At 58.0% G+C, this 25,859-nt stretch carries 22 protein-coding genes and 3 tRNA genes; all 25 read right to left on the bottom strand.

The window, feature by feature from the left end; genetic code table 11:
- Nucleotides 1-41 precede the first annotated feature (41 nt).
- Nucleotides 42-221 (bottom strand): hypothetical protein, encoded by a 180-nt coding sequence (locus tag GXP70_RS10885; RefSeq protein WP_162356577.1) that lies wholly within the window; start codon nucleotides 219-221, stop codon nucleotides 42-44.
- Between the two features lie 230 nt (nucleotides 222-451).
- Complete coding sequence (gene lgt / locus GXP70_RS10880) at nucleotides 452-1,381, bottom strand: prolipoprotein diacylglyceryl transferase (RefSeq protein ID WP_162356575.1); 930 nt, start codon at nucleotides 1,379-1,381, stop codon at nucleotides 452-454.
- A gap of 420 nt (nucleotides 1,382-1,801) precedes the next feature.
- Nucleotides 1,802-1,887, bottom strand: a tRNA-Leu gene (locus GXP70_RS10875).
- A 21-nt stretch (nucleotides 1,888-1,908) separates the two neighbouring features.
- Nucleotides 1,909-1,985: transfer RNA gene (locus tag GXP70_RS10870), tRNA-Ile, on the bottom strand.
- Nucleotides 1,986-2,007: 22 nt separating this feature from the next.
- Nucleotides 2,008-2,084: transfer RNA gene (locus GXP70_RS10865), tRNA-Met, on the bottom strand.
- Nucleotides 2,085-2,166: 82 nt separating this feature from the next.
- The gene (locus GXP70_RS29545) at nucleotides 2,167-2,331 is read right to left on the bottom strand and encodes a hypothetical protein (RefSeq protein ID WP_192043437.1); all 165 of its coding nucleotides are present in this window, start codon (nucleotides 2,329-2,331) and stop codon (nucleotides 2,167-2,169) included.
- A 221-nt stretch (nucleotides 2,332-2,552) separates the two neighbouring features.
- On the bottom strand, nucleotides 2,553-4,100 hold the full coding sequence (locus tag GXP70_RS10860) for an ABC transporter substrate-binding protein (RefSeq protein WP_162356573.1): 1,548 nt from the start codon (nucleotides 4,098-4,100) through the stop codon (nucleotides 2,553-2,555).
- A 5-nt stretch (nucleotides 4,101-4,105) separates the two neighbouring features.
- Nucleotides 4,106-4,978, bottom strand: a complete 873-nt coding sequence (locus GXP70_RS10855; RefSeq protein WP_162356571.1) for an ABC transporter ATP-binding protein — start codon at nucleotides 4,976-4,978, stop codon at nucleotides 4,106-4,108.
- Nucleotides 4,979-4,984: 6 nt separating this feature from the next.
- Entirely contained in the window at nucleotides 4,985-7,888 is a 2,904-nt protein-coding gene (locus tag GXP70_RS10850) for an ABC transporter permease (RefSeq protein ID WP_162356569.1), read from the bottom strand.
- 3 nt (nucleotides 7,889-7,891) lie between these two features.
- The gene (locus tag GXP70_RS10845; RefSeq protein ID WP_162356567.1) at nucleotides 7,892-8,968 is read right to left on the bottom strand and encodes an efflux RND transporter periplasmic adaptor subunit; all 1,077 of its coding nucleotides are present in this window, start codon (nucleotides 8,966-8,968) and stop codon (nucleotides 7,892-7,894) included.
- On the bottom strand, nucleotides 8,934-9,701 hold the full coding sequence (locus tag GXP70_RS10840; protein WP_162356566.1) for an ABC transporter ATP-binding protein: 768 nt from the start codon (nucleotides 9,699-9,701) through the stop codon (nucleotides 8,934-8,936). The genes GXP70_RS10845 and GXP70_RS10840 overlap by 35 nt, the downstream gene beginning before the upstream one ends.
- 318 nt (nucleotides 9,702-10,019) lie before the next feature.
- Entirely contained in the window at nucleotides 10,020-11,195 is a 1,176-nt protein-coding gene (locus GXP70_RS10835) for a DUF4097 family beta strand repeat-containing protein (RefSeq protein WP_162356564.1), read from the bottom strand.
- A gap of 15 nt (nucleotides 11,196-11,210) precedes the next feature.
- A complete protein-coding gene (locus GXP70_RS10830; RefSeq protein WP_225442759.1) occupies nucleotides 11,211-11,633 on the bottom strand; it encodes a DUF2089 domain-containing protein in 423 nt (140 codons plus the stop codon).
- Nucleotides 11,634-11,964: 331 nt separating this feature from the next.
- Nucleotides 11,965-12,810, bottom strand: a complete 846-nt coding sequence (locus GXP70_RS10825) for an ABC transporter permease (protein WP_162356563.1) — start codon at nucleotides 12,808-12,810, stop codon at nucleotides 11,965-11,967.
- Nucleotides 12,794-13,633, bottom strand: a complete 840-nt coding sequence (locus GXP70_RS10820) for an ABC transporter permease (RefSeq protein WP_225442758.1) — start codon at nucleotides 13,631-13,633, stop codon at nucleotides 12,794-12,796. The genes GXP70_RS10825 and GXP70_RS10820 overlap by 17 nt, the downstream gene beginning before the upstream one ends.
- A 6-nt stretch (nucleotides 13,634-13,639) precedes the next feature.
- Complete coding sequence (locus GXP70_RS10815; protein ID WP_225442757.1) at nucleotides 13,640-14,629, bottom strand: ABC transporter ATP-binding protein; 990 nt, start codon at nucleotides 14,627-14,629, stop codon at nucleotides 13,640-13,642.
- A gap of 449 nt (nucleotides 14,630-15,078) precedes the next feature.
- Complete coding sequence (locus GXP70_RS10810) at nucleotides 15,079-15,330, bottom strand: hypothetical protein (RefSeq protein ID WP_162356561.1); 252 nt, start codon at nucleotides 15,328-15,330, stop codon at nucleotides 15,079-15,081.
- A gap of 197 nt (nucleotides 15,331-15,527) precedes the next feature.
- Nucleotides 15,528-16,175 carry an orotate phosphoribosyltransferase gene (pyrE, locus tag GXP70_RS10805; RefSeq protein WP_162356559.1) on the bottom strand — a complete coding sequence of 216 codons (648 nt, stop codon included), beginning with the start codon at nucleotides 16,173-16,175 and terminating at the stop codon, nucleotides 15,528-15,530.
- Entirely contained in the window at nucleotides 16,176-16,910 is a 735-nt protein-coding gene (pyrF, locus tag GXP70_RS10800) for an orotidine-5'-phosphate decarboxylase (protein WP_225442756.1), read from the bottom strand.
- Nucleotides 16,911-17,151: 241 nt separating this feature from the next.
- Nucleotides 17,152-20,370: a carbamoyl-phosphate synthase large subunit gene (gene carB, locus GXP70_RS10795; RefSeq protein WP_162356556.1), complete on the bottom strand. Its 3,219-nt coding sequence runs from the start codon at nucleotides 20,368-20,370 to the stop codon at nucleotides 17,152-17,154.
- Entirely contained in the window at nucleotides 20,357-21,502 is a 1,146-nt protein-coding gene (gene carA, locus GXP70_RS10790) for a glutamine-hydrolyzing carbamoyl-phosphate synthase small subunit (protein WP_162356548.1), read from the bottom strand. The genes carB and carA overlap by 14 nt, the downstream gene beginning before the upstream one ends.
- A 39-nt stretch (nucleotides 21,503-21,541) precedes the next feature.
- Nucleotides 21,542-22,828, bottom strand: coding sequence for a dihydroorotase (locus GXP70_RS10785; protein WP_162356541.1), 1,287 nt, complete (start codon nucleotides 22,826-22,828; stop codon nucleotides 21,542-21,544).
- A 24-nt stretch (nucleotides 22,829-22,852) separates the two neighbouring features.
- Nucleotides 22,853-23,755: an aspartate carbamoyltransferase catalytic subunit gene (locus tag GXP70_RS10780; RefSeq protein ID WP_162356539.1), complete on the bottom strand. Its 903-nt coding sequence runs from the start codon at nucleotides 23,753-23,755 to the stop codon at nucleotides 22,853-22,855.
- A 15-nt stretch (nucleotides 23,756-23,770) separates the two neighbouring features.
- Nucleotides 23,771-24,301 carry a bifunctional pyr operon transcriptional regulator/uracil phosphoribosyltransferase PyrR gene (pyrR, locus tag GXP70_RS10775; RefSeq protein WP_162356537.1) on the bottom strand — a complete coding sequence of 177 codons (531 nt, stop codon included), beginning with the start codon at nucleotides 24,299-24,301 and terminating at the stop codon, nucleotides 23,771-23,773.
- 279 nt (nucleotides 24,302-24,580) lie between these two features.
- Nucleotides 24,581-25,816, bottom strand: a complete 1,236-nt coding sequence (locus tag GXP70_RS10770; RefSeq protein ID WP_162356535.1) for an LL-diaminopimelate aminotransferase — start codon at nucleotides 25,814-25,816, stop codon at nucleotides 24,581-24,583.
- Between the last annotated feature and the right edge of the window lie 43 nt (nucleotides 25,817-25,859).

The following is a 25,859-nucleotide window of genomic DNA, read 5'->3' as shown; positions in this document are numbered from 1 at the left end:
AGTCACTCTAGTATATGAAATCAAGCTCCGAAACACAAACCCTATTCTTCCCCAAAGAACCGGCTCTCCTCCATCTCCACTTCCTCGACCGACACGTTGCGGATTCGTTCGTCCCGCCAAAAATTCCAAACCTCGTAATAGTCCGGCTTCATATAAATGCACATCCGGAATCGGCCCATCTTGAACATGACCTTGTAGCCGACGATCTTATTGCCAGGCATGCCTGCACCTCGTTCCATGAATCTCGCAGCTTGCTATGTATACGCACCATTCAAAGTATAGACAAGATCAAAGCGATCTGGCAATAGCGGAAAGGTAAAGTATATGCAGCTCCGAACGCCCGCTATTTGCTAGGACCAACAAGCTTCCCCGCATAATAAGAATAAAAAAACGCCCGCAGTGGGCGCTTGCATCATAAGAAGAGGTTCGTAAGCGAAGCCTCTATAAATAGTTAATCTACTTTTTGAAGATAACCATTACTCGGCCTTACTACAGGCTCAATTGGATCGGAGTAGCGGGACGTTTGTTTGAATACCGTTCTCCGCAAAACGATGATTGCCACCGCCGCCAATACGATGCAGACCGCTAGCAGCTGCGACACGCGTATGTTCTTGCCGGCCTCCATCGCTCCCCAGCCGAAGGAAGACATCGGTTCCCACATGGTCTTCAGAAGCGAGGCTAGCCATGCGGGACCTGCAAAGACAAGGCTGTCCGTGCGAACGCCTTCAACGTAGAAGCGGCCGATGGAGTACCAGATGAAATAACTCATGAACAATTCGCCGGCACGCAGAAAACTGACGCGACGCAGAAGCAAGAGAACAACGAGTCCTAACAAACTCCACAAGGATTCATACAGGAAGGTCGGGTGATAATACGCGCCCTGTATATTCATCTGATTCACGATGAAATTAGGAAGATGCAAGGTGCCCCTTAAGAAATTTTCGGATACCTGTCCGCCATGCGCTTCCTGATTCATAAAGTTTCCCCAGCGTCCCATCATCTGGCCCACGATTAAACCCGGCGCGCAAATGTCCGCAATTCGCAGAAAGCTGTATCCTTTGCGGCGGGTATAGATGGAGACCGCGATAATAGCACCGATCAGCGCGCCATAGATGGCGATCCCGCCATGCCAAATGGCGATGATTTCACTCGGGTTATTCTTGTACTGCCCCCATTCAAAGGCAACGTAGTACAACCGTGCGCCAATTAGCGCAGATGGGAGCCCTATCAAGAGCATGTCGAAGAAGAACTCTTGCGAGATACCGAATCGTTTGCCTTCCTTAATCGCTAAGAAAAGTCCAAGCATCGCGCCTACCGCAATGATGATGCCATACCAATGAATTTGGATAGGACCGAGTGTTAAAGCAATTGGATTAAGCACATGCAACCTCCTTCAATGATTTTGCCTTGCTGCTTCAATAAGAAATCTCTCGTTGCAAGCTCCATTATACTGACGCCTAGAATTACTGAGTCATCCACCTTGCAATTGTATCATTTTTGCTCAAATTGTTCGAATCTCTTTGTCCCAAGCCAGCTCGCAATGCCTGTTAGAGTCGTGAACAACACGGCAAAACAGTTGGGAATAACCCTAGAAGTCCCGTTATAACAAAATCCTCCTTTGCCTTCGCCCGAGATTTACTCAAGCGCGCAAAGGAGGATTCGTGTTCCTCACTCATCCTGTGCGGTCCAATTGACCGCTCCAGCCACAGGATCATAGATACACAGGATCAAGCGAATATGTACGATTTTGCGAATGGCTCATAAATAAAAAAACCTTGATTCATCAAGGTTTCTTGTTGGATGCCGAGGACGGGAATCGAACCCGTACGGTGGTCACCCACCGCAGGATTTTAAGTCCTGTGCGTCTGCCAGTTCCGCCACCCCGGCATGAAAGGATGTATTGTGGAATGGTGGGCCCTGAGGGACTCGAACCCCCGACCAATCGGTTATGAGCCGACCGCTCTAACCAACTGAGCTAAGGGCCCTTGCGATAGTTATCGTAAGGTTTGGTTGCGGGGGCAGGATTTGAACCTGCGGCCTTCGGGTTATGAGCCCGACGAGCTACCGAGCTGCTCCACCCCGCGATAACACCAATCACAGCAAAACATTCAATGGCGACAGAGATTAATATACTATAATAATTAACAATAAGTCAAGCATATTCTGCTACGGGAGGAATCGTACGCCAAACTTGCCCGTGCGCGAACGGAACACTTCAATTTCCTGCGGGCAATCGTAGCCGTACACCCACCAATCGTTCTCCATGCGTCTGACCAGGCAGCCCGCTTGAAATTTGGTTTCGTACAAGCGTCCCCAATATACCCATTTCATGATCGCAGCCCCTTTCATCGCGGTGTCGAGCTTAGGATACCCATTTCCGGCATAAATAAGCATGCGACCCAGCGTCAGCGTTTATCGTACGCAAGCGTCATTGTCATCATCTTCGCCCGAGGCGCTGCTCCCAGCGCTGCCCGCTCACGACGAAAAAGCAGCTGCACGTCTGCGCAGCTGCTTTCAATTATGGTCTGCCCCTCTACCCCGTACCGAAAAGGTTAACCGGCCGGCTTCACTTCGACGACGGCTCCGCCTCCGCTGACGCCGACGCTGCCGTCCGTGCCGTCAAGCGGTCCGGTTGGATTCGTCTTGATCTTCTGCAGCAGGACATTGCCTTTGGTTTCCCACTCTTGCAGCGCCTGGTCGACGGATTTCTTCTTCTGAACGACCTCCTGGAACAATTGCGGCGCATATTGCTGCACTTGGTACAGATTCGGCTTCTCTTGATACAGCTTGTCGATGGCTGGATCTTGACCCGGAGCCGGCTTCAGCGAGTAGAACGCCGCCATGTTGTAGTTCATGCCGTCCTTCGGCTTCAGGAACGACTTGCGCGCCACCAATTCATACGTGCTGCGGGACTTCAGCTTCGCCCAGTCCTTGCCGTTGTTGAACGCGATGAAATCCCATGCGTCTTCGCTGTTCTGCGCTTTGGCATTGATGGCCATCAGGTTGTTCAAATAAACGTTGCCGCCGACATCCGGCGATTCCGCGAACGTAGGCATCGTCACGACGTCCCAGTCGACATTGGTGATCTTCGAATTCTGGGCCGCCGCGTCCTTCACTTGGGAAAGCTGCGTCACGTAGTCGTAGCCGGCCACCATCATGGCGATGCGCCCGCTGATGAACAAGTCGCCCTGGAACGGATTGTACACCTGCTTGCCGTTCATCGCATCGTTGGTCATATTGTAATCCTCTTGCGTCGGCACGAGCTTCTGCTGATACAAGTTCGAAATATCCGTCCATACTTTCTTCCATTGGGCCGTGTTGACGGTCATCTTCTCCGCGTTCTTATCGAACATGCGAAGCTGCAGCGGTGCCGAATAGGTCATCATATCGGAATACGGATCGCTCCAGCGATTGATGGCGAGCCCGAACTTCCGCTCCTTGCCGTCGCCCTTGGCAACCCGCTGCGCCAGCGTGAACACGTCCGACCACTGCATGCCGTCCTTCGGCACTTCGACGCCTTGATCGGCGAACAGCTTCTTGTTATAGAACAGCGCCGAGGCGTTGAAGGTCGGCGTCAGCCCGTATATCGAGCCCTCGCCGGCTTCCTTGATGCCGTCGATGACGGAAGGCACGAAATCCTCGATATCGAATTTGTTGTCTTGGATGAGCGTATCGAGCTTCGTCAGCATGTTGTCTTGAATCAGTTTGCGGAAATAAGGCGAATCCACGATCACGACGTCGACCGGATTGCTGCCGTTCAGCATTTCTTTCATATTCTCGTACGGATCCGGCTGCTTCTTGTTAGGGTCGGGCTCCGCGTAGTTCTGGGTCTGCATCGCCGATACGATCTCGATATCGACATTCGGGTGGAGCAGCTCGTAGCCGTCCGTAAACTGCTGCCTCAAATATTGTTCGTTATACGAGTCGGAATACATGAAACCGATCCGCAGCACATGCTGCTTGGCGTCGCTCTCGCTTCCTTTGCTGCATGCCGACAGGCCGGACACGAGCAGCGCGGATGTCAACGCCAGCGACGACGCCTTCAGAACGACCTTCCCTCGCGACAATACGTTCAAGTTGTTGTTCCCCTTTTGCAACATTTCGTTTACCCCTCCAATGATTTAGGCGGCGATATGATAATTCGCTCGCCGTCAAATTCCATCGATGCTTTATCTGTAATTTGCAGCGCGCTCAGGTAGGCTTTCGGGATTTGCAGCCTGCCGACGCGGTCGACCACGACGTACTCCTCATGAACGTTCCCTTGCGAGGCGCCCGCCTCGAAGTCGTCGTCCAGATTCGGATTCCGCTTAATAAACTCGGTGCTCGTCAAGCCGTCGCGGATCGCCACGACGCGATCCACCTTGGACGCCAGCGACAGATCGTGCGTGACGATGACGATCGTGATGCCCAGCTCGCGGTTGAGCCTGCGGAATATATCCATGATCAGGTCCGATGTCCGCGTGTCGACCGATCCCGTCGGTTCGTCGGCGAGCAGCAGCTTCGGCCGGTTCGACAACGAGATCGCGATCGCGACGCGCTGCTGTTCGCCCCCGGACAACTGATGCAGCTTGTTGTGCATCCGGTCTTTCAAGCCGACCCATTCCAGCAGCTGCTTCGCATAGGCGCGGTCCAGCTTGGAGGAGAACATCATCGGCATTTCGACGTTCTCCAGCGCCGTCAGGTACGGCAGCAGGTTGCGCGCATTGTTTTGCCAGATGAAGCCGACCGTATCGCGTTTGTAGGAGACGAGCTGTTCGTCGGAGATTTTGAGCAGATCCCAAGGTCCGACGCCGACGCTCCCCGCGGAAGGACGGTCGAGGCCGCCCAAAATATTGAGCAGCGTCGACTTCCCGCTTCCGCTGTTGCCGATGATCGCCATCATTTCCCCTTCGCTCACGTGGAGATTGAGTCCTTGCAGGGCGACGACCTCAAGCTCGTCGGATTTGTAAATTTTGACCAAGCCTTCGCATGTAATCATAACGGATTAGCGTTCCTCCCCCATCTTGACGGCCTGGTGCACGCGCAGCCTGCGGATATGCGCCAGCAGCAGCAACGCGCCCATCAGCATCATGCATGCCACGACGATATAGAGCTGCGTAGTGTCTTTGGCATCGAAGACAACCCGGAACGGCGGTACGGAATTCGCGACGTTCTCCGTCGTTTGCAGGAACGGCAGGAACAAGAGACTCGCGATTTTGCCGATCATGATGCCGAGGCCGATCGATAAGCCCGCCGTGAACACTTGCTCCAGCAGCAGCATGCCCGTCAGCTGCCTGCGCGAGAGCCCCATCGCCCGCAGGACGCCGAACTGCACGATCCGTCCGGACAAATTGAAGAACCAGAACAGGATGTACCCCGTGAGCGATATGATGATCGACACCAGGAAGCCGAGACTCAGTATGCCGAATACGCCGCCCCGCGTCGGGTGCTTCGCCTGCGCGGCCAGCTCGATCCTGACGTCCTTCACGTCCGCCAGCTCGATACCGCTGTCTTCCAGCTGCTTCATGATCGGCGCGGTCAAGGCGCCAGGCTTCATCTTCAGCCATACCTCGTACGGTATGAGCGGCACCTGATCATAGATATAGTCCAGATTCGCGATGATGAACGGCGCATCGTCCGGATATTGCGCCGGCCAATAAGGAACGATGCCGACGATCGCGAATTCGATGACGCCGTCCTGCAGCCCGGCCGTTACGCGGTCCCCGAGCTTCAGTTGATATTTCTCCGCAACATTGGAAGGAATGATTGCCGCTTCTTCGTATAAACCGAGATTCTTCAAATAATAGAACGGATGGACCGGATACAGGTCGTTGCGGTACCAGGCGACTTTGGAGAAATCGACGTTGTCGATGCCCATCAGGTTGCCCTGGCCGATCGAGCGGCCGGAGACGACGATGTTCGCCTTGGTCTGCAGCACGCGCGCCGCGGCTTCGACGCCGTCCAGCTTGCGGAAAATCTCAAACGGCGGTTCGCTGTAATTGACGCGCGTCGGAACGATGTTGCCGCCTCCACCGCCGCCAGATCCGCCGTTGCCGCCATTGCCGCCGCTTCCGCCGTTACCGGAACCGCCGTTGCCGCCGCCGTTCTCGCCGCCGGATCCGCCGCCGCCCGTGTTGACCAGCTCGGTTCTGCCTTCCCATACGGTCTGAACGACGACGTCCGTCCCGTATTTATATAAGGTGCGTTCCGTCGAGTTCAAATCGATCGTGCGTGCGGCGGAAGCGTTATAGACGCCGAGCCCGAGCGTCAGAATCAACAGGATCATGAGCGGATAGTACCCTTTCGACGAGCGCGACAGCTGGGTCAGCGTCAAGTACAGCGGCACCGGAAGCATCCGTTTGCCGATCCAGTTGAACAGCTTCAGCAGCCACGGGAAGATCCGCAGGAAGAACAGTCCCATCGCGAAGATCGCGAGCGCCGGCACGAAGAAGAGGAACGGCTGCACGTCCAGTTGGTCGGTCGTCAGATTGCTCTTGATCGAGATCATCTGCCGTTCGTTGAACAGGTACCAGCCGTACCCGGCAACGCCGAGCAGCAGCACGTCGCCGTACCAGCGCTGCCAGAACGGCTTGCGGTCGGAACGCGCGAGCTGCTTCTTGTAGTCGACGATCGACGCCTTCGCGTACATAACGGCCGGAACCACCGTCGCCAGCACCGCGAGCACGATCGCGCCTACGCCCGCCAGCACCGCATCGGTCGTGAATCCGACGGGAATCGATTTGCGGTTGACGAATTCCAGGAAGCCGTTCGCGGACCCGATGCTCTTGGCCATGAACCAGCCCAGGAACGGACCCGCGCACATCGCCGCGACGCCGAGCAGCAGCCCTTCGAGCAAATAAATGCCGATGATCTGCCTCGTTCCCGCGCCCCGGCTTCGGAATACGGCGATATCGTTGCGCTGCTTGTCGAGCGACTGGCGCGCGTTCATCGCGATGAAGTAGAACACCATCGCCAGCATCGGCGCCGCCAGCGTGAAGAGCAGCATCTGCAGCTGCAGGCTCTGTTTCTTGAATTCGCCCAGCAGCTTGGCGAACGAAATATCCACGCGCGTTTCTTTCAGTCGCTGGAAGAGATCGATGTTGAGACGCTCCAGCGTGCTAGATAAGGACGCGAGCTGGCTCGTCTTGATGTCCTTCAAATCGAAGGCATAGTACCAGCTGGCATTATGAACCGGGATCCCCCGATCCTTCAGCAGTCCCTGATGGAACGCCTTGTCGCCGATGGTCAGCGAGTTCATCAGGCTCTCCATGCCTTGGTACCAGAACGGATCGGTGTCCTTCAGCGGCTTGTAGGCGCCGACGATTTTGACATGCAGCGTAATGTTGAGTCCCCCGAAGATGGGATACTCGAACACGTCGCCGATATGAATATCGCTGCGGTACATCGCCTCTTCCATCATGACCGCTTCGACGGTATCGTCGTCGCCGACGGCATCCGCGAACCAGCGGCCTTGCGTCAGCTCAGCCTTCTTATCCAGTCCGTCCATCGTGCCGATGGCCATCGTGCGCGCGCGGCTGGCATCCACCTTGGACGGGTCCACCGGCGTCAGCTCGCCGCTGCGGATCGCCAGGCTCTGGCTGTAGGTCGTGAACGGAAAACCGATCAGCGACGGCACTTTATCCCGGATATACGTCTCGACCTCGTTCAAGCCGTTCAAATCCGTCTTGCCCGATGACTCCTGATAGCGCATCAGCAGCGAGCCTGCCGGCAAACCGCCGCTCTCGTCCTTGAGCGTCTGGGCCACGACACGCTTCAAGGCGCCGTCCGCGTACATCGGTATGCTCGTCGCGAACGCGACGGCGATGATCAAGCCGGCGAGCGAGCTGAGCGTCATCCACCGCGTGTTCCACATTTTGCGGAACAGAAAGCGAAATAGCGGCATCCCCATACGTTATTTACCTACGACTTTCTGCCCCGGCGTCAACCCTTTGAGGATCTCCACTTCCGTCGCTGTTTGCTGGCCGACTTCCACGTCCACCTCGCGCTTGCCTTCGCTGTCGACGACCTGCACGTACGTACGCGAGCCGATCGAACGAAGCGCGGAAGGCGGGATGACGATGGCGTTCTCCTTGCGGTCCATGATGATGGAGATGGAGAGCGGCGTTCCGCGCGTTACGCCCTTCGGCAGCTTATCCAGCGATACCGTCAGGAAGTCTTCCGGACGTTCCGGACGCTGCGTGCCGCCGTTGCCGTTGCCGCCTCCGTTCCCGTTGTTGCTATCGTTCGAGGCGACCGGCAGCTGCGTCACCTTGCCCGTGAAATCGCCGGCGTTATTGATGCTGATCGTGACCGGCATGCCGATCGCCACGCCTTCCAATTCATCCTGCGTCATCTTCGCGGCAGCCGTCAGCGTCCCGGTATTCGCGATGATGCAGACCGGATCGTACGCTTTGACGGCATCGCCCTTGGAGACGCTCAAGCTGACGACCGTCCCGGTGAACGGCGCGGTCAGGATCGCCTTGTCGATTTCCTCCTGGGAATCCGTCAGCTTCTGGCGCTTCTCTTCGAAATCGATCTTCGCCAGCTCGAAGTCGATCGGATCCATCTCGTCCTTCTTGCGGAGCGTGTCCTTCATCTGCAGTTCGTCCTTCGAGAATTGCAGCTTGTCGGAACGCAGCTGCTTCTTCATATCGTCCACGTCGAGCGACCCGATGACCTGGCCGGCGGTCACCTTCTGCCCGATCTTCACGTTCAGCTCCTTGAGCCGCTTGCCGTCGAGCTGGAAGTAGAGCGTTTCTTCCTGCGTGGAAATCATTTTGCCGATAACCGTCTTCTTCGTCTCCAGCGTCGCCGTCGTGACCTCGTATTCCGGCTTCTTGGAGATTTGCGGCGGCGCGATCTCCGGCAGCACCTCCTCGTTGTTCTCGTTCGGCAGCAGCGAGCAGCCCGCGGACGTCAGCAGGGAAGCCCCGATGACGACGACCGCGGCCGCCTTAAATGAATTTCCCGTCAACCATTTCGTAAACATGATCGGCAACCTCCAAAATCGTGGGATCGTGCGTTGTCATACAAATCGTCACTTGCTCGGTGCGAATAATCGTTTGGAACACGGACATAATCTGGGCGGCCATCTGCGAGTCGAGCTCCGCCGTCGGTTCGTCCGCCAGCAGCAGACTCGGCCGGTGCGCGATCGATTTGGCGATCGCCACGCGCTGTTGTTCGCCGCCGGACAGCTCGAACGGACGATGATGCATCCGTTTGGCGAGTCCGACGAGCTCCAGACAGTGCTCGACGCGCGCTTTCCATTCCCCGCCCGGCACGCCGGCCATGCGAAGCGATAATTCCACGTTCTCGTAAGCGGACAGCAGCGGCATCAAGGCATACGCCTGGAAAATAAACCCGATCTCTTTGCGCCTGACCTTCGTCCGCTGATCGTCGCTCATATCGTGAAAGGGCATGCCATGGAAAAAAATAGTGCCCTTTGACGGCTGATCCAGCCCGCCGATCATATTGAGCAGCGTCGTCTTGCCGGAGCCGGAGCGCCCGCGCAGCATGACCAGCTGACGGGGCAGCAGTTCCATATGAATGCCTTTCAGCACGTGCAGCGGCTGACCGCCGGTCTGGAACGTTCGCTCCACGCCTTCGACGACCAGCAGAGGCTTCGCAGGGTCAACGGCCGTTGCTGCCGCTTCTTGCGCTTGCGTATGTACTTCGATTGCTTCGGATTCCGCCGCGGTTTTCCTGTTTCTCCGCCATCCCATTCCGATTGCGAACCCCCTTTCATGAGAAAACGTTAATAATGCTAAAATTTAGACGGTGCAACGTAATAAAAGGTTACACCCAAAATGAATTTTAAATGAATTTAACATAAGGTGCCTGCCGAAAATTGCCGTCCACGATCGAATGTCCAAGATATTTGACCCTTCCATACGATTCATAACAGCCTTCTATGCTATCCTTGCGGCGCAGCTTTGTCCCAAGCAAATTAGAAAAACCTCCGCACAAGCGCGCCCCTTAAATGGGGGCGGAACTTGCCGAAGGTCCTATAATCGCCGCGGCGCAGCGGACTCTGCTTCTCTTTAGAGCGGCAGCAAAATTTTCGCCGGAACGGTCTCCACCTTAATCGAGCCGTTAGATGTCGTTACGTCAAGCTGGTGGTGCGCCTCGTCCCCTTGGCGAATAGCAAGCGTCCGGTTATCTCCGTCGCCGGTCAAATCGGCGAATGTCTCCCCGTTCAGCAAGCAGCTCGCCCTTCCATGACCGAACTTCAGCTCGCCGCGAACGCCGGCCACGCCTTCCTCGTAGGCGATGTGAACCGCGCCATTATGCGACTCCGCCTGCAGCTTCGTCAAGACTTCGCCATTAAACGCCGCCCGTCGCCGCTCGGTCTCTCCGCTGCATCGAACATAGACATGAACGGCTCCGTTCCGCGTCTTGCAAGCCAGCTGTTCGAAAGCGGCATCCGCGTCGATATTCCCGTTCTCCGCATGAAGGTCAATCCCTTCCGCGACTAGATCATCAAGCTTGATCTCTCCGTTAGACGAATGACAATGAAGCGATTCGAACTTGCCGCTGGCATGGATCTTGCCGTTCTTCGTACGCAGCTCCGCCGATTCCATCCGCCCGGATACGAGCTTGATCGCCCCATTCACCGACGTCGTCTTGAGCGCTTCCAGCTCAATGCCATTCATCGTAATCGCACCGTTATCCGTTGCAATCTCGGCCTGTTCGGACAGCAGCTCGGCAATATGGATTTCGCCGTTATTCGTCACCGCTTTGAAGTGCTCGAAGCGCTGCGCGCGAGGAACATGAATGGCGATCGCGATCTCCCCGTTCTTCAGTTCGCGATCACGCTCCCAGTCCGCAGGCTCCAGCTTCCATATGTATTGCTCTTCGCTTCGACTAACGAAGACGGACCGATCGAGGCGGTCTTTCAAATCCGGAGCGCTCCAACCATTACGCGCCGTCAAGGTCACTTTGACTTCGGCGTGCGGCTGGTCCCAGGTTTGATAATGAATCGAACCGTCATTCGCGGTGAACTCGATTCGCTCGATTCCCGATGCATCGAAGGAGCTTGTCCACTCAGCGGCTTGTCCGCGTACGGACACCTCATGCTCATGCTTTTGCTCCGTTGCAGACGCAGCAGGAGTCTGCGGCCGCGGCTGCTCCAGCGCTTCCAGCAGCGCCAAGCCTTGGTCCGCCGTAATTTTGCCTTCCTCCACCATTCGAATAATCATCGCCCGCTCTTCTTGCATCGTTCACCATGCCTCCTATTTGTGATTGGCCCCGAATAACTTCAACGCTTCATCTACCGTTATTGCGCCTGCATCCAGCTTCGACAGAATCTCCTTCCGCTGTGCATCTTCTGTTACGGCTTGCTCGGACGGCGGCATAGCTGGCTGCGCAGCTGCAGACCAGGACTCGAAGCCGAGCGTGTCCACGATCTGATCGAGCCGGTTCCTCACGGTCGGGTACGAGATGCCTAGCTCCTTCTCCATCTCGCGGATGTTCCCGCGTACCTTCAAGAACGCTTCGACAAAATGCAGCTGCTCCCGGTTCAGCGACGCAAGTCGGGTCGATTCGAAATTCCCCCGGATAACGGTCGAGCAATGCTCGCATTTCAGCTCCTGAATCGTCAGCTTGCTCTCGCATACCGGGCATTGCTGCGGCGGCGGATAGTGCAGAGGTATCACTCCTTATGCAAGTACGCATTGAATTATTCAATCTGTGTATTGATAATATTAAGATTAATTCTTGAATAATTCAAGTTTTATTTTAATTATTTGATTTGAAAGGATTGAATTCCCTCAGAGGCTTAAAGTCGGCTTTGAATTCGTGACGACGCTATATATTGCCGATCTACAGCCGATCGCGAGCGAACGCCTGCCGTTAACGAACCAGCTCCGGGGGACTACGTCCCCGGAGCCGGTGTTGGCCTCGCTTAAGACATGTACCTCTGTTCAGCCGCAATTACGGCTGCCGCTCTACGTTTGCAACGCAACCCCCGCATTCCAATGCGGGGCTCTACCCTCGCAGCGTGATGGCATTGCCCGATGAATACCGCTTCAGTCCGAGCTTGAAGAGCAGGATCGCCGCCATGCCGAAGCCGAGCGTCAAGACGACCGCCTTCCATGCGAAGTTCATATCGAAACCGCGCAGCAGCCCGATCGGCATGTAGCTGATCAAGCCCGCCGGGATGAGCGTGAACAGCAGCGCTTTGGCGAAGCCTTTGAAAATATCGGACGGGTACGTCGACAGCGCGACGAAGCTGTTGAACACTTGCTGCGCAAGCCCTTCCGCATTGCCTACGAAGAAGGCCATGCAGCCGGCGAGAACCGTGACGCCCATGAACAGCAGGCCGCTAATCAGGAGCGCGGAGAGGAACAGCAGCAGTCCCGGCAGCGAATGATCGCCGACCCAGGCGTACACGACGAGACCGAAGAGGAAGTCGCCTACCGCCGTCAGCGACATCCGGCTCGCGAGCACGTGAAGCAGCACGGGCTTCGGCTGCGACAAGTACACGTCAAGCTGTCCGCTGGCAACGATCGGCGCGATGCGGTTGAAGTTGCCGAACAGCATATTCGCCCAGCCGAAGCCGCCGGCGCCGACGGCCCACATCAGCATGACATCGTGAATGCCCCAGCCGTTGACCACCGGGAACCGGCCGAAGAACAAGCTCCAGAAGAACAGCCACATGAAGTTGTTGATGAACATCATGCCGGCCATCAGCAGGAAGCTGACCCGGTATTCCAAGGTCGAAGCCAGATTGACCTTCCAACAGGTGAACAGGAACGAGACCGTTGCCGCGGCGCGCCTCGTCCGCGAAGCTTGACGCCGCGATCGGTCCGCTTGGTTATCCGCCGTTAACATGCAGCTTCTTCACCCCTCTCCTGTACATCCACGTGACGAGCGCCGCAAGCGCCGCGATCCAGAACGCCTGAATCGCGAACTGCCGAGCCACCGGGGCGGTGCCGAAATTAACCGCCGTCCGCGCGGGAAAATAGAGCATGGCCTGGAACGGCAGCCACGAACAGACCCGCTGCAGCGGTTCGGGCATCAGATCGAGCGGCAGCAGCATGCCCCCGACGGTAAACTGCAGCTTATGCAGCACGAATTCCATCCCCCGCGTTTCTTCCACCCATAGCGCGCACAGCGCCACGGCCATGTTCAGCATGAACGCCACCGTGAACGCGCCCAGCGTCAGCGAGAACAAGCCCGCCCAGCCGTATCCGAACGCCGGCGGACCGACGCTCAGCCAGGCGATGATGCTGCCGACGGCCAGGTGGATGCAGAAGCGGAATGCCGCCTCCGACACGTAGGCGGCGTAATGATAGCCGATATAAGAGAGCGGACGGATGAGCTTGATCGCGATATCGCCGCTCTTCACGTCGTTCTCGATCACGCCGCACAGCGCCGGAACGCCCATCGTGATCGCTTCCGTGAACACGAGGTACCACACGATCTGCTTCAGCGTGTAGCCGTCGATCACGCGGGTATGATCGCCGCCGTAAGCAGCCGACCACAGCTGCACGAACACGTAAAGAATCATCAGCAGGAAGCTTGCGCGCATGATGAAGTCCGTCTTGTACGCCAGCTGCTGCCGAATGGTAATACGCGCGACGGCTCCCGATTTCATGCTCTTGATCCCCAGGAAGCTTAGCCGGTTTCCAGGCATTCGTTCGTCCATCCTCATCGTCCGCTAACCTCCCGTTCCGTAGATATGCGAGATGATTTCCTCCATCGGCGGGTCTTCCACGGTGACGTCCTCCAGCCGGAAGCGGCCGATCACGGCGCCCAGCACCTGCTCGATCTCGGTCAAGGAGAGATCGACTTCAAGCTTCAGCTTCCGGCCTTCGCTTGTCAGGAGCGCCGTTCCGGGCAGCGAAGGAAGCATCGAGGCGTCGTAGCCGGCGGCCAGCGTCAGCGAAATGACTTTCCGGTTGAGCACCTCCCGCTTCAGCCGGTCGACGGGCGCATCGAGCAGAATCCCGCCGTGATGGATCACGATCGCCCTCGAACAGAGCTCCTCCATGTCGCCGGCATCATGCGAGGTCAGGAAGACGGTCGTCCCTTCCGCCCGGTTCAATTCGCGGATCAGCTCGCGGATGCGCTGCTTGACCACGACGTCCAGTCCGATCGTCGGCTCGTCAAGGAACAGCAGCTGCGGACGGTGCAGGAACGAAACGGCGATTTCGCAGCGCATCCGTTCGCCCAGCGACAGCTTCCTGACCGGCGTATGCAGGTACGGTCCCAGTTCGAAGCGCGCGATCAGATCGTCGCGGCGCGCTTGGTATTCGCTGCGCCGCAGCTCGTAAATCCGGCTGATCAGATCGAACGTGTCGATCGGCGGCAGGTGGTACCACAGCTGCGATTTCTGCCCGAATACCGCCCCGATGCGGTAAGCCAGCTTCTCCCGTTCCCGCCACGGCGTCAAGCCGAGCACCTGCGCCTCGCCCGACGACGGGTGCAGAATCCCTGTCAGCATTTTGATCGTCGTCGATTTCCCGGCGCCGTTCGGGCCGAGGAAGGCGACCATCTCGCCCCGCTGCACCGTCAGGTCGATGCTGCGCACCGCGACCTTCTCTTCCCAGGCCGGTTTCATCAGCGACCTGAAGCTGCCGGCCAGCCCGGCGTCCTTCCGTTTGACCGTAAACACCTTGCGCAATGCATGCGTCCGGAGTGCTTCCACATCTTCTCCCCCTCTTCAGTCATCGCGGCGCTTTGGGCTGGTAAAGCAAAAAAGACCTCCGAGCAAGCGCCGCCCAGTCGTGCTGGGTGGAACTTGCCGAAGGTCTTTTATCCCTACGGTGTAGCGGGACCTATTATCCTGCCCGGTTTCGCTCGGTTCGCCTTGAAGCGGATCCCTAGAAACCCTTCCATTTAATGTAACATGTTACCATCCCCACCACCGGCTGGCAAGAGGTTTTTTTCTCCCTTTGTCCCCAAAGGTTTGCTGCATTCGGTTTTGAATAGGCCGGGAAAATGACCGGAGGGATGTGTGGAGCCGGAAAAGCGTTAGCGTTCGCCTTTGTAGCCCGATTTCAACCTATAGTCTCCTATACAATTAGAAGAAATCGGAGCTACAACAGCGATTGGAGGCCCACCCAGCCCGCAGGTCATTTTCTCCATCCGGCCCAATCATGCCGTGTGCAGCAAATCCTCCATCATCGTGATCAGACGCGTCCGCATCTGCTGTACCCTGGCGGCAAACCGCTCCATCATACCGCTGTCCTGACGGGCTTCTATAACATCGAACGCCTGGCGCATACGCTTGTACGCCTCGTCCATTTGCAGAATTTCATCGGATTTCTCCAGGTTCCGGTCGTAAATCCGAACCCGGTACAGCAAGTCTTCCGTCGACTCCAACAACTGCCTATACATTGTGTTCATGTTCTCTTCCTCGCATTCTATTAATCTTGTAATCCTATCTATTTGGCAATGACCTAATATATGAGGCGGATTAGCTAATTATAACCGATCGTTCGAAAAATGAATCAGCTAATGATTACCTTTACAAGAATAAAACAGACCCGGAGCGCTTGCTCCGGGTCTGTTTTAACAAAGAAAGGCTATGAAATGGCTTCGGTTTACACGCCGAAAGCCTGCGGATTCTCGCGCCACGATTGCAGCAGGGCGATGTCGTTCTGCTGCACGATGCCTTGCTCGGCCGCAACCTCGATCAGCGACGTGTAGTTCGACAAGGTCGCGAGCGGAATGCCTTCCTTCGCGAACGCTTCGACCGCCTGCGGGAACTGGTAAGTGAAGATCGCGACGACGCCCTGCACTTCGCAGCCGGCTTCGCGCACCGCGACCGCCGCCTTCAGCGAGCTGCCGCCGGTGGAAATCAGGTCCTCGATCAGGACGACCTTCTGGCCGGGCTCGAAATGGCCCTCGATCTGGTTCGTCTTGCCATGGCCCTTCGCCTTATCGCGCACGTACAGCATCGGCAGGTTCAGCTTCTGCGCGACCCATGCCGCGTGCGGGATGCCGCCGGTCGCGATGCCCGCGACGGCTTGACAATCCGGATATTGCGCGCGAATGATCGCCGCGAAGCCTTCCGCGATCAGATCGCGGATGGCCGGATAGGACATCGTCAGCCGGTTGTCGCAGTAGATCGGCGACTTCATGCCGGACGTCCACGTGAACGGTTCGTTCGGACGCAGCGCGACCGCGTTGATCTTCAACAAGCCTTTCGCAATCTCTTTCGGCAACTGTTCCAGCATGGATGTTGTCATTTATACCAGCTCCTCGATAATGGATTCCAATGCTTGTCTCGGGTCGGCGGCAGCCGTAATCGGCCGCCCGATCACCATGTAGTCCGTGCCTTGCGCCAGCGCCTCGCGCGGCGTCATGATGCGCGACTGGTCGCCGATGTCGGCGCCGGCCGGCCGGATGCCCGGCGTAATCGTCCGGAAGGAAACGCCGCACGCCGATTTGATCAACCGCACCTCTTGCGGAGATGCCACCACGCCGCCGAGACCCGCTTCCTTCGCCAGCTTGGCGTAACGGACGACCGCGTCCGCGACGGAGCCGCCGATGCCAATCTCGTCGTTCAGCACCGCCTGGCTCGTGCTGGTCAGCTGCGTCACGGCGATGACCAGCGGACGCTGCAGCTTGGCATCCGCTTGAAGCGCCGATTCCACGCCTTCCATCGCGGCGTTCATCATGGCCAAGCCGCCTGCCGCATGGACGTTGAACACGTCGACGCCAAGCTTCGCGATGCTGTTCGCGCCGCCTTTGACCGTGTTCGGGATATCGTGCATTTTCAGATCCAGGAATACTTTATAGCCGCGCGCCTTCAAGTCCGCGACGAAGCCCGGTCCGGCCGCATAGAACAACTGCATGCCGACCTTCATGAAGCATGGGATGCCTTCCAGGCTCAGCACCAGAGCTTCCGCCGCCGCGGCATCCGGGTAATCGAGCGCAACCATGACGCGGCCCGCCGCTTCTTCCCTGCTTAGCTTGATCATTGTCCCGCCTCCCATAATTTTTTCTTAATACCCGAAGGTCGGTATAGAGTCGGAAAAGCGTTAGCGTTCGCCTTTGTAGTCTGATTGCATCCTCTTCTCTCTTATACCTTCAAAGCAATCAGAACTACAACAAGCGATTGGAGACCTATACCGACCGGAGGTCATGCCTTTCCTCCATCATGCATGGCGAAAGCCTGCTTGTAGGCAGGCTTTCGCGGCCGCGAGGCGGCCAAGGATGCTGTTATTTCTGCGCGATGACCGGCATCGGACGCGAGGAGAAGTTGATCGCTTCCAGCATGTTGAGCAGGGCGCGTACCGTATCGAGCGAGGTCATGCAGACGACGCCGTTCTCGACCGCTTCGCGGCGGATACGGAAACCGTCGCGCTCCGGCGTTTTGCCTTTCGTCAGCGTGTTGACGACGAAGTGCGCCTGGCCGTCGCGGATGAGATCCAGGATGTTCGGCGAGCCTTCGCTCAGCTTGTTCACGCGTTTCACGCGCAGACCCGCTTCTTCCAGCGCCGTCGCCGTGCCGCCCGTCGCGATGATGTTATAGCCCAGCTCGTAGAAGCCGCGCAGAATCTCGATCGCTTCCGGCTTGTCCTTGTCGGCCACCGTCGCGATGATCGCGCCCGTAGGCGGAATGCGCATGCCTGCGCCCACAAGGCCTTTATACAGTGCTTTCGCGTAATTCTGATCGCGTCCCATGACTTCGCCCGTCGATTTCATTTCGGGCGTGAGCGTAGGGTCGACGCGGCGGAGTTTCGCGAAGGAGAACACCGGCACTTTAACCGACACGTACTCTTCCTCCGGCCACAGCCCTTCGGTATAGCCGAGATCCGCCAGCTTCGTGCCGAGAATCGCCTGCGTCGCCAGGTTCGCCATCGGAATGTTCGTCACTTTGCTCAGGAACGGAACCGTACGCGAGGAACGCGGGTTTACCTCGATGACGTACACTTCGTCCTGGAAGATGACGAACTGGATGTTGACGAGACCGATGACGTTCAGACCGCGCGCGATCTTGATCGTAATGTCGATCATCTTGTCCTGCAGCTCTTTCGAGATCGATTGCGGCGGGTATACCGCAATCGAGTCGCCGGAGTGAACGCCCGCGCGCTCGACATGCTCCATGATGCCCGGGATCAGGACGGTCTCGCCGTCGCAGATCGCGTCGACCTCCGCTTCTTTGCCGAGCATGTAGCGGTCGATCAGAACCGGATGCTCCGGATTGATTTTCACCGCTTGCACCATGTACGTCAGCAGCTCTTCGTCGGAGTAGACGATTTCCATCGCGCGTCCGCCGAGGACGTACGACGGGCGAACGAGTACCGGGTAGCCGAGGCCTTGCGCAACGGCAACCGCTTCGTCGACCGACGTTACCGTCGAGCCCTGCGGCTGCGGGATGTTCAGCTCGCGCAGCAGCGCTTCGAACTTCTTGCGGTCTTCGGCCGCGTCGATGCTCTCGAGGCTCGAACCGAGAATGCGCACGCCGGCTTTCGTCAGCGGAGCCGCCAGGTTGATCGCCGTTTGTCCGCCGAACTGCACGATAACGCCGATCGGGTTCTCCTGCTCGATGACGTTCATGACGTCCTCGAAGAAGAGCGGCTCGAAGTACAGGCGGTCGGACGTGCTGAAGTCCGTCGATACCGTCTCCGGGTTGTTGTTGATGATGACCGCTTCGTAGCCGGCCTTCTGGATCGCCCACACCGCATGCACGGTGGAGTAGTCGAACTCGATGCCTTGGCCGATCCGGATCGGGCCGGAGCCGAGCACGAGCACCTTCTGCTTGTCGGTTTCCGTTACTTCGTTCTCGACCTCGTACGTCGAGTAGTAGTAAGGCGTCGTCGCTTCGAACTCCGCGGCGCACGTATCGACCATTTTGTACACCGGCTTCAGGCCTTGCTCCAGACGGTACGCGCGAATGTCGTACTCGTCCGTGTGCGTCGTCTGTCCGCCTTCGCGGCGGATCTCGGCGATGGAACGGTCGGAGAAGCCTTTGCGCTTCGCTTGGTACAGCAGCTCCTTCGACAGCACGCTTGCGCGGCGAAGCTGATCTTCGAACGCGACGATCCCTTCGATCTTGTCAAGGAACCACCAGTCGATGTTCGTGATGTCCTGAACGTCCTGCAGCTGATAGCCGCGGCGGAACGCTTCCGCCACGAGGAACATGCGCTCGTCGTCCGGCTTCTCGAGGCGCAGGCGCAGCACGTCGTCGGACAGCTCGGCGGCATCCTTCAAGTGGATGCGGTGCGTGCCGATCTCCAGCGAGCGGACTGCCTTGTGCATCGATTCTTCGAACGTGCGGCCGATCGCCATCACTTCGCCGGTCGCTTTCATTTGCGTGCCCAGCTTGCGGTTGGCGGTCGTGAATTTATCGAACGGCCAGCGCGGGATTTTGGAGACGATGTAGTCCAGCGTCGGCTCGAAGCAAGCGTAAGTTTGTCCCGTTACCGGGTTGACGATTTCGTCCAGCGTGTAACCGATGGCGATTTTCGCGGCCATCTTGGCGATCGGATAGCCCGTCGCTTTGGATGCGAGCGCCGAAGAGCGGCTGACGCGCGGATTCACTTCGATAACGTAATATTGGTAGCTGAACGGATCGAGCGCGAACTGTACGTTGCAGCCGCCTTCGATGTTCAGCGCGCGGATAATCTTGAGCGATGCCGAACGGAGCATTTGGTACTCGCGGTCGGACAGCGTTTGGCTTGGCGCCACGACGATGGAATCGCCGGTATGTACGCCCACCGGGTCGAAGTTCTCCATGTTGCACACGACGATGCAGTTATCGTTCGCGTCGCGCATGACTTCGTATTCCACTTCTTTCATGCCCGCGATCGATTTCTCGATGAGGCACTGGCTGATCGGGCTGTAACGGATACCGGAGGCGACCGTGTCGCGCAGCTCGCTCTCGTCGCCGCAGATGCCGCCGCCCGTTCCGCCGAGCGTGTACGCCGGACGAACGATGATCGGGTAGCCGATCTCATTGGCGAACGTGACCGCTTCTTCGACCGTCGTGACGATAACGCTATCCGGCACCGGCTGTTCCAGCTCGCGCATCAGGTCGCGGAACAGGTCGCGGTCTTCCGCTTTCTCGATCGCCGTCAGCTGCGTGCCGAGCAGCTGCACGTTCTCGCGTTCCAGTACGCCAGCGCGTGCCAGCGCGACCGCCATGTTCAGGCCGGTTTGACCGCCGAGCGTCGGCAGCAGGCCGTCCGGGCGCTCCTGGCGGATGATTTGGGTAACGAATTCAAGCGTGATCGGCTCGATGTAGACTTTGTCCGCCATGTTCGTGTCGGTCATGATCGTCGCCGGGTTGCTGTTGATGAGCACAACCTCGTAGCCTTCTTCTTTGAGCGCTTGGCAAGCTTGCGTGCCGGCATAGTCGAACTCGGCCGCTTGGCCGATAACGATCGGGCCGGAACCGATAACGAGAATTTTCTTCAGCTTATTATTTCTGGGCATATTGCAGCTCTCCTCTCAATGATGCCGCCAATTGCGCTTGACGCGGTTTCTGCGGGTTGTTCTTCTTCGTTGCGCGGATCATGTCCAGGAATTGATCGAACAGGTAGCTGTTGTCAAGCGGTCCGGGCGCCGCCTCGGGATGGTACTGTACCGAGAAGGCCGGATATTCGGCATGCTTCAAGCCTTCGATCGTCCGGTCGTTGTTGTTGATATGCGTCACTTCCAGCTTCGTGCCGGCAACGGTCTCTTCAAGCACCGTGTAGCCGTGGTTCTGCGAAGTGATGTAGCAGCGGTTCGTCGCCAGCTCTTTAACCGGGTGGTTGCCGCCGCGGTGGCCGAACTTCAGCTTCGCCGTATCCGCGCCGCAGGCGAGGGCGAACAATTGATGACCGAGGCAGATGCCGAAGATCGGATATTCGCCGAGCAGCTCTTGAATCATTTTCACGGCGTGCGGCACGTCTTTCGGGTCGCCGGGGCCGTTGGACAGCTGAATGCCGTCCGGGTTCAGGCGGCGGATCTGGTCGGCCGTCGTGTCATGCGGAACGACGACGACGTCGCAGCCGCGCTTCGTCAGCTCGCGCAGAATGCCGCTCTTCGCGCCGTAATCGACGAGCACGATCCGTTCGCGCTCGCCCGGGCTCGAGAAGATGCTCTTCGTCGACGTACGGGCCACCTGGTCGCGCATGAGCGGCGATGCCGCAAGACGTTCCTGCAGCTCTTCGACGCGCTCGCTGCCGGTCGTCAAGAGGCCTTTCATCGTGCCGTGGTGACGGAGGATACGGGTCAGCATCCGGGTATCGATGTCGCTGATCCCGATGATGCCGTGTTCTTTCAGCAGGCGATCCAGCGTGTATTCCGCGCGCCAGTTGCTTGGAACCGGCTCGTGACGGCGTACGACGAAGCCGTGAATGAACGGCGCCACCGTTTCGAAATCATCCCGCGTAATGCCGTAGTTGCCGATCAGCGGATACGTCATCGTCACGATTTGACCGCAGTAGGACGGGTCCGAAAGCACCTCTTGATAGCCTGTAATCCCTGTATTAAATACGACCTCGCCGCTGGACTGTCCTTCGGCGCCAAAGCCAAGACCCGTGAACAACGTGCCGTCTTCCAATAACAATCTTGCTTGCATCCGTATCACTCCTGTTCTCAAGTTGCGTGCTTCTTCGATCTATTCCGACCAGACGAGCTTGCCGCCCACGATCGTCGCCGCCGGCCAGCCGTACAGCCGCCAGCCGCCGAAAGGCGTATTTTTCCCTTTGGACAGGAAGCTGTCCGGGTTAACCTCGCGTTCATGCTCCAAGTCTACGATGGTAATGTCCGCCGGCGCGCCCGCTTGCAGGACGCCGCTCGCCAGGCCGAACACGCGGGCCGGGTCCGACGTCATCCGCTTCAGCAGGAAGCCGAGCGTCCATTTGCCCGTGCGCACGAATTTCGTGTAGAGCAGCGGGAAGGCCGTCTCGAAGCCGGTGATGCCGAACGGCGCGAGCTGCATGCCGCGCGCTTTATCTTCCGCGCTGTGCGGCGCGTGGTCCGTGACGATGATGTCGAGCGTGCCGTCTTCAAGCCCTTCGATGACCGCCTGCACGTCGCGCGGCGTGCGCAGCGGCGGGTTCATTTTCCAGTTCGCGTCCATGCCCGGGATATCTTCGTCCGAGAGGATCAGGTGATGCGGGCATACCTCAGCGGTAACGCGGATGCCGAATTGCTTCGCGTGGCGGATGAGGCGCACCGACTGCTCCGTGCTGACATGGCACACATGGTAGTGAACGCCCGTCGCTTCCGCAAGCAGGATGTCTCGTCCGACATGAATCGCTTCGGATTCGTTCGGGATGCCTTTCAGCCCGTTCTCCGCCGCGAATTTGCCTTCCGTTACGGCTGCGCCGACAACGAGCGAGTCGTCTTCGCAGTGCGCGATGACCGGCATATCCATCGAAGCGGCGAGCTTCATGGCGTCCTTCATCATTTGCGCGTTCTGCACGCCCACGCCGTCGTCGGTGAAGCCGACCGCGCCCGCTTCCTTCAGCGAAGCGAAGTCGGTCAGCTCGCGGCCAAGCTCGTTCTTCGTAATCGCCGCGTACGGAAGCACGTTCACGATGCCCGTCGTCTTCGCCTTGTCGAGAATGTAGCGGACCGTCTCCGCCGAATCCGTAACCGGACGGGTGTTCGGCATGCAGGCGATGGTCGTGAAGCCTCCTGCGGCCGCCGAGCGCGTGCCGCTCGCGATGTCTTCTTTGTATTCAAAGCCCGGTTCGCGCAGATGCACGTGCATGTCGACGAAGCCCGCGGAGACCAGCTTGCCGTTCGCGTCGATGATCTCGTGGCCGTTCGTGTCAGGCTGGCCGGCGGCTGCTTCCGTAATCTCGGCGATCACGCCGTCCGCGATGCGGATATGCTTAAGCTCGGTTTCCCCGTTCGCTTCGTTCCATACCAATCCGTTCAATATCCAAGTTGCCATCGTCTTATCTTCTCCTTTCGACCGCTAGGTCAATGCCCGTTCGATGACGGCCATCCGAATCGGTACGCCGTTCTGCATTTGCGGGAAAATCCGCGATTGCGGGTGCTCGACCAGCTCGTCGTCGATTTCCACGTTCCGGTTGATCGGCGCCGGGTGCATGATGATGGCGTGCGAGGCGATGCGCGCCGCCCGTTCCGCCGTCAGTCCGTACTGCTCGCGGTAAGCCTCGGCCCCGGCCATAATGCCCGATTCATGGCGTTCCAGCTGTACGCGCAGCATCATGATGACGTCCGCCTTCAGCGCTTCTTCCATCGATACGAGCGGCGCGTCCAGCTCGGGCGCCGACATGCTGCCAGGCGCGCAGAATTGCACGTTGGCGCCGAATTTCCGCAGCGCGTACAGATTCGAGCGCGCCACGCGGCTGTGCAGGATATCGCCGATGATGGAGACCGTCAGCCCCCGCAGCTCGCCGAACTGCTTGCGCATCGTATACAGATCGAGCAAGCCTTGCGTCGGATGCTCGTTATTGCCGTCGCCCGCGTTGATGAGCGGCACCTTGATTTTCGTTGCCAGATCGGCCAGCACCCCGATCGGCTTCAATCTTATGATTCCAGCGTCGATCCCCATTGATTCCAGCGTGCGGACCGTATCGTAGATCGATTCGCCCTTCTGTACGCTCGAGACGGCGGCCGAGAAGTTGAGCACTTCCGCGCCGAGCCGTTTCTCCGCCACCTCGAAGGAGAAGCGGGTTCTCGTGCTGTTCTCGAAAAACATGTTCGCAATAAACTTACCTTGCAGCACCGGCTCGATTTTATTCGGGCTCGCTTCCCAGTAAGCCGCCCGGTCCAGTATCGATTCGATCTCTTCCCTGCCGAGCTCCTTCAGTCCAAGCAGGCTGCGCTGCTTGACCAATGCCGCGGTCGTCATGATTCCGTTTCCCCCTTAATGGATAATCGTCACTTGATCGTTCTCGTCGACTTCCTGCAGAGAAACTTCGATTTGCTCCTGTTTCGACGTGGGCACGTTCTTGCCGACATAGTCCGGACGAATCGGCAGCTCCCGATGTCCCCGGTCGACCAGCACCGCCAGCTGAATCATCTGCGGCCTGCCGAGATCCATGAGCGCATCCATCGCCGCCCGGATCGTGCGTCCCGTGTAGAACACGTCGTCGATCAGAATGACGCGTTTGTTCTTCACGTTCAGCGACGTGCCTGCCGGAGGCGTCCCCCCGCTGCCGCTTTCGCGGTCGTCGCGGTATTGCGTAATATCCAGCTCCTGCACTTCGATGGGCAGCCCTTCGATCTCGCGGATTTGTTCGGCGATGCGCTGGGCCAGGTAGATGCCGCGGGTGCGAATGCCGACGATCACGCAATTGTCAATGCCTTTGTTCTTCTCGACGATTTCGTGGGCAATCCGCGTCAGTGCCCGCCGAATCGCCGTTTCGTCCATAATGACGCGATGTTGTTCATCCATCCGTTTCAAGCGCCTCCTTGCGTGCATGCGAAGTTCCATGGCCACAAAAAAAACTCCTTGGCAGGTTGCGCAAGGAGTTTCGTCGTTTCAATAAGCTCGACGTTCAAGGTTGAACAAATCCCACTCGGACGCAGCTGCGCCAGTGTTAGGGCTGTCCCCTGTCCGGTCGATAAAACGATTCACGTTACCTTGCCAGCCTCTCTGGACTGAGTTAAAGGTACTGCTGTTTATCAAAAGAATTATTTCACATTCGACAAAAGATGTCAATGCCTCTTTTGATTACAGGCTTAATTTCGTGATCCGTTCTACCGCTTTTTCCGTATTCTCGCGGCTGCCGAACGCCGTCAGGCGGAAGTAGCCTTGGCCGGCTTGCCCGAAGCCGACGCCCGGCGTGCCGACAATGTTCGCTTCGGACAGCAATTTATCGAAGAACGCCCACGAGTCAAGTCCGTTCGGCGTCTTGAGCCAGATGTACGGGGCGTTCACGCCGCCGAACACGTCCAGGCCGAGCGAAGCGAGTCCCTCGCGGATAATGCCCGCGTTCGTCATGTAGTAGTCGACGATGGCCGCGATTTGGGCTTTGCCCTCCGGCGCGTAGATCGCTTCCGCGCCGCGCTGCGTCACGTAGGAGACGCCGTTGAACTTCGTCGAATGGCGGCGGTTCCACAGGTCGTTCACGAGCGCCGTATGGCCGTCCGCGTCTGTCGCCTTCAGCTCGCGCGGCACGACCGTGTACGCGCAGCGCACGCCCGTGAAACCGGCCGTCTTGGAGAAGCTGCGGAACTCGATCGCCACTTCCTTCGCGCCTTCGATTTCATAGATGGAACGCGGCACGTCCGCTTCCTGGATGAACGCTTCATAGGCGGAATCGTACAGGATAATGCAATTGTTCGCTTTGGCGAAATCGACCCAGCGCTTCAGCTCTTCCTTCGAGAGCGTCATGCCCGTCGGGTTGTTCGGGTAGCACAGGTAGATCAGATCGACCTTGCGCTCCGGCAGGCTCGGCGTGAAGTTGTTCGACGCATCGCATTTCAGGTAGACGATGTTCTCGTACTGGTTCGTCTCCTTATTGAATCGGCCCGAGCGGCCCGCCATGACGTTCGTATCCACATAGACCGGATAGACGGGATCCTGTACGGCGATAACCGCGTCCTGGCTGAATATTTCCTGGATGTTGCCGACGTCGCATTTCGAGCCGTCGCTGACGAACACTTCGTTCGCGGCGATGTCGATGCCGCGCGCCTTGTAGTCGTGGGCTATGATGGCGTCGATCAAGAAATCGTAGCCTTGTTCCGGGCCGTAGCCGCGGAACGTCGACGGATTGGACAGCTCGTCCACGGCGGCGTGCATCGCCTTCGTGATCGCGTCCGGCAAGCCGCGCGTCACGTCGCCGATGCCGAGACTGATGATTTGCGCGCTTGGATTGTCCTGCATGAATTTCGTGCGGCGCTTCGCGATTTCGGAGAACAGGTAGCTGCCTTGCAGCAGCGTATAATTATGGTTGATTTGCGTCATTAGCTTGATCTCACCCTTCAATTACTGAAGATTATTATTGGTT

It is taken from the genome of Paenibacillus lycopersici (assembly GCF_010119935.1).
Lineage (GTDB): Bacteria > Bacillota > Bacilli > Paenibacillales > Paenibacillaceae > Paenibacillus_Z > Paenibacillus_Z lycopersici.
Note: the sequence above shows the minus strand (reverse complement) of the source record. Positions and strands in the feature narration are given on the sequence as shown.

Bases quoted from the DNA above. Each gene is read 5' to 3' on its own strand.
- GXP70_RS10885 (WP_162356577.1), bottom strand. From the start codon at position 221: ATGCCTGGCAATAAGATCGTCGGCTACAAGGTCATGTTCAAGATGGGC.
- GXP70_RS29545 (WP_192043437.1), bottom strand. From the start codon at position 2,331: ATGAAATGGGTATATTGGGGACGCTTGTACGAAACCAAATTTCAAGCG.
- GXP70_RS10860 (WP_162356573.1), bottom strand. From the start codon at position 4,100: ATGTTGCAAAAGGGGAACAACAACTTGAACGTATTGTCGCGAGGGAAG.
- GXP70_RS10855 (WP_162356571.1), bottom strand. From the start codon at position 4,978: ATGATTACATGCGAAGGCTTGGTCAAAATTTACAAATCCGACGAGCTT.
- GXP70_RS10850 (WP_162356569.1), bottom strand. From the start codon at position 7,888: ATGGGGATGCCGCTATTTCGCTTTCTGTTCCGCAAAATGTGGAACACG.
- GXP70_RS10845 (WP_162356567.1), bottom strand. From the start codon at position 8,968: ATGTTTACGAAATGGTTGACGGGAAATTCATTTAAGGCGGCCGCGGTC.
- GXP70_RS10840 (WP_162356566.1), bottom strand. From the start codon at position 9,701: ATGGGATGGCGGAGAAACAGGAAAACCGCGGCGGAATCCGAAGCAATC.
- GXP70_RS10835 (WP_162356564.1), bottom strand. From the start codon at position 11,195: ATGCAAGAAGAGCGGGCGATGATTATTCGAATGGTGGAGGAAGGCAAA.
- GXP70_RS10825 (WP_162356563.1), bottom strand. From the start codon at position 12,810: ATGTTAACGGCGGATAACCAAGCGGACCGATCGCGGCGTCAAGCTTCG.
- GXP70_RS10820 (WP_225442758.1), bottom strand. From the start codon at position 13,633: ATGAGGATGGACGAACGAATGCCTGGAAACCGGCTAAGCTTCCTGGGG.
- GXP70_RS10810 (WP_162356561.1), bottom strand. From the start codon at position 15,330: ATGAACACAATGTATAGGCAGTTGTTGGAGTCGACGGAAGACTTGCTG.
- pyrE (WP_162356559.1), bottom strand. From the start codon at position 16,175: ATGACAACATCCATGCTGGAACAGTTGCCGAAAGAGATTGCGAAAGGC.
- pyrF (WP_225442756.1), bottom strand. From the start codon at position 16,910: ATGATCAAGCTAAGCAGGGAAGAAGCGGCGGGCCGCGTCATGGTTGCG.
- carB (WP_162356556.1), bottom strand. From the start codon at position 20,370: ATGCCCAGAAATAATAAGCTGAAGAAAATTCTCGTTATCGGTTCCGGC.
- carA (WP_162356548.1), bottom strand. From the start codon at position 21,502: ATGCAAGCAAGATTGTTATTGGAAGACGGCACGTTGTTCACGGGTCTT.
- GXP70_RS10785 (WP_162356541.1), bottom strand. From the start codon at position 22,828: ATGGCAACTTGGATATTGAACGGATTGGTATGGAACGAAGCGAACGGG.
- GXP70_RS10780 (WP_162356539.1), bottom strand. From the start codon at position 23,755: ATGACGACCGCGGCATTGGTCAAGCAGCGCAGCCTGCTTGGACTGAAG.
- pyrR (WP_162356537.1), bottom strand. From the start codon at position 24,301: ATGGATGAACAACATCGCGTCATTATGGACGAAACGGCGATTCGGCGG.
- GXP70_RS10770 (WP_162356535.1), bottom strand. From the start codon at position 25,816: ATGACGCAAATCAACCATAATTATACGCTGCTGCAAGGCAGCTACCTG.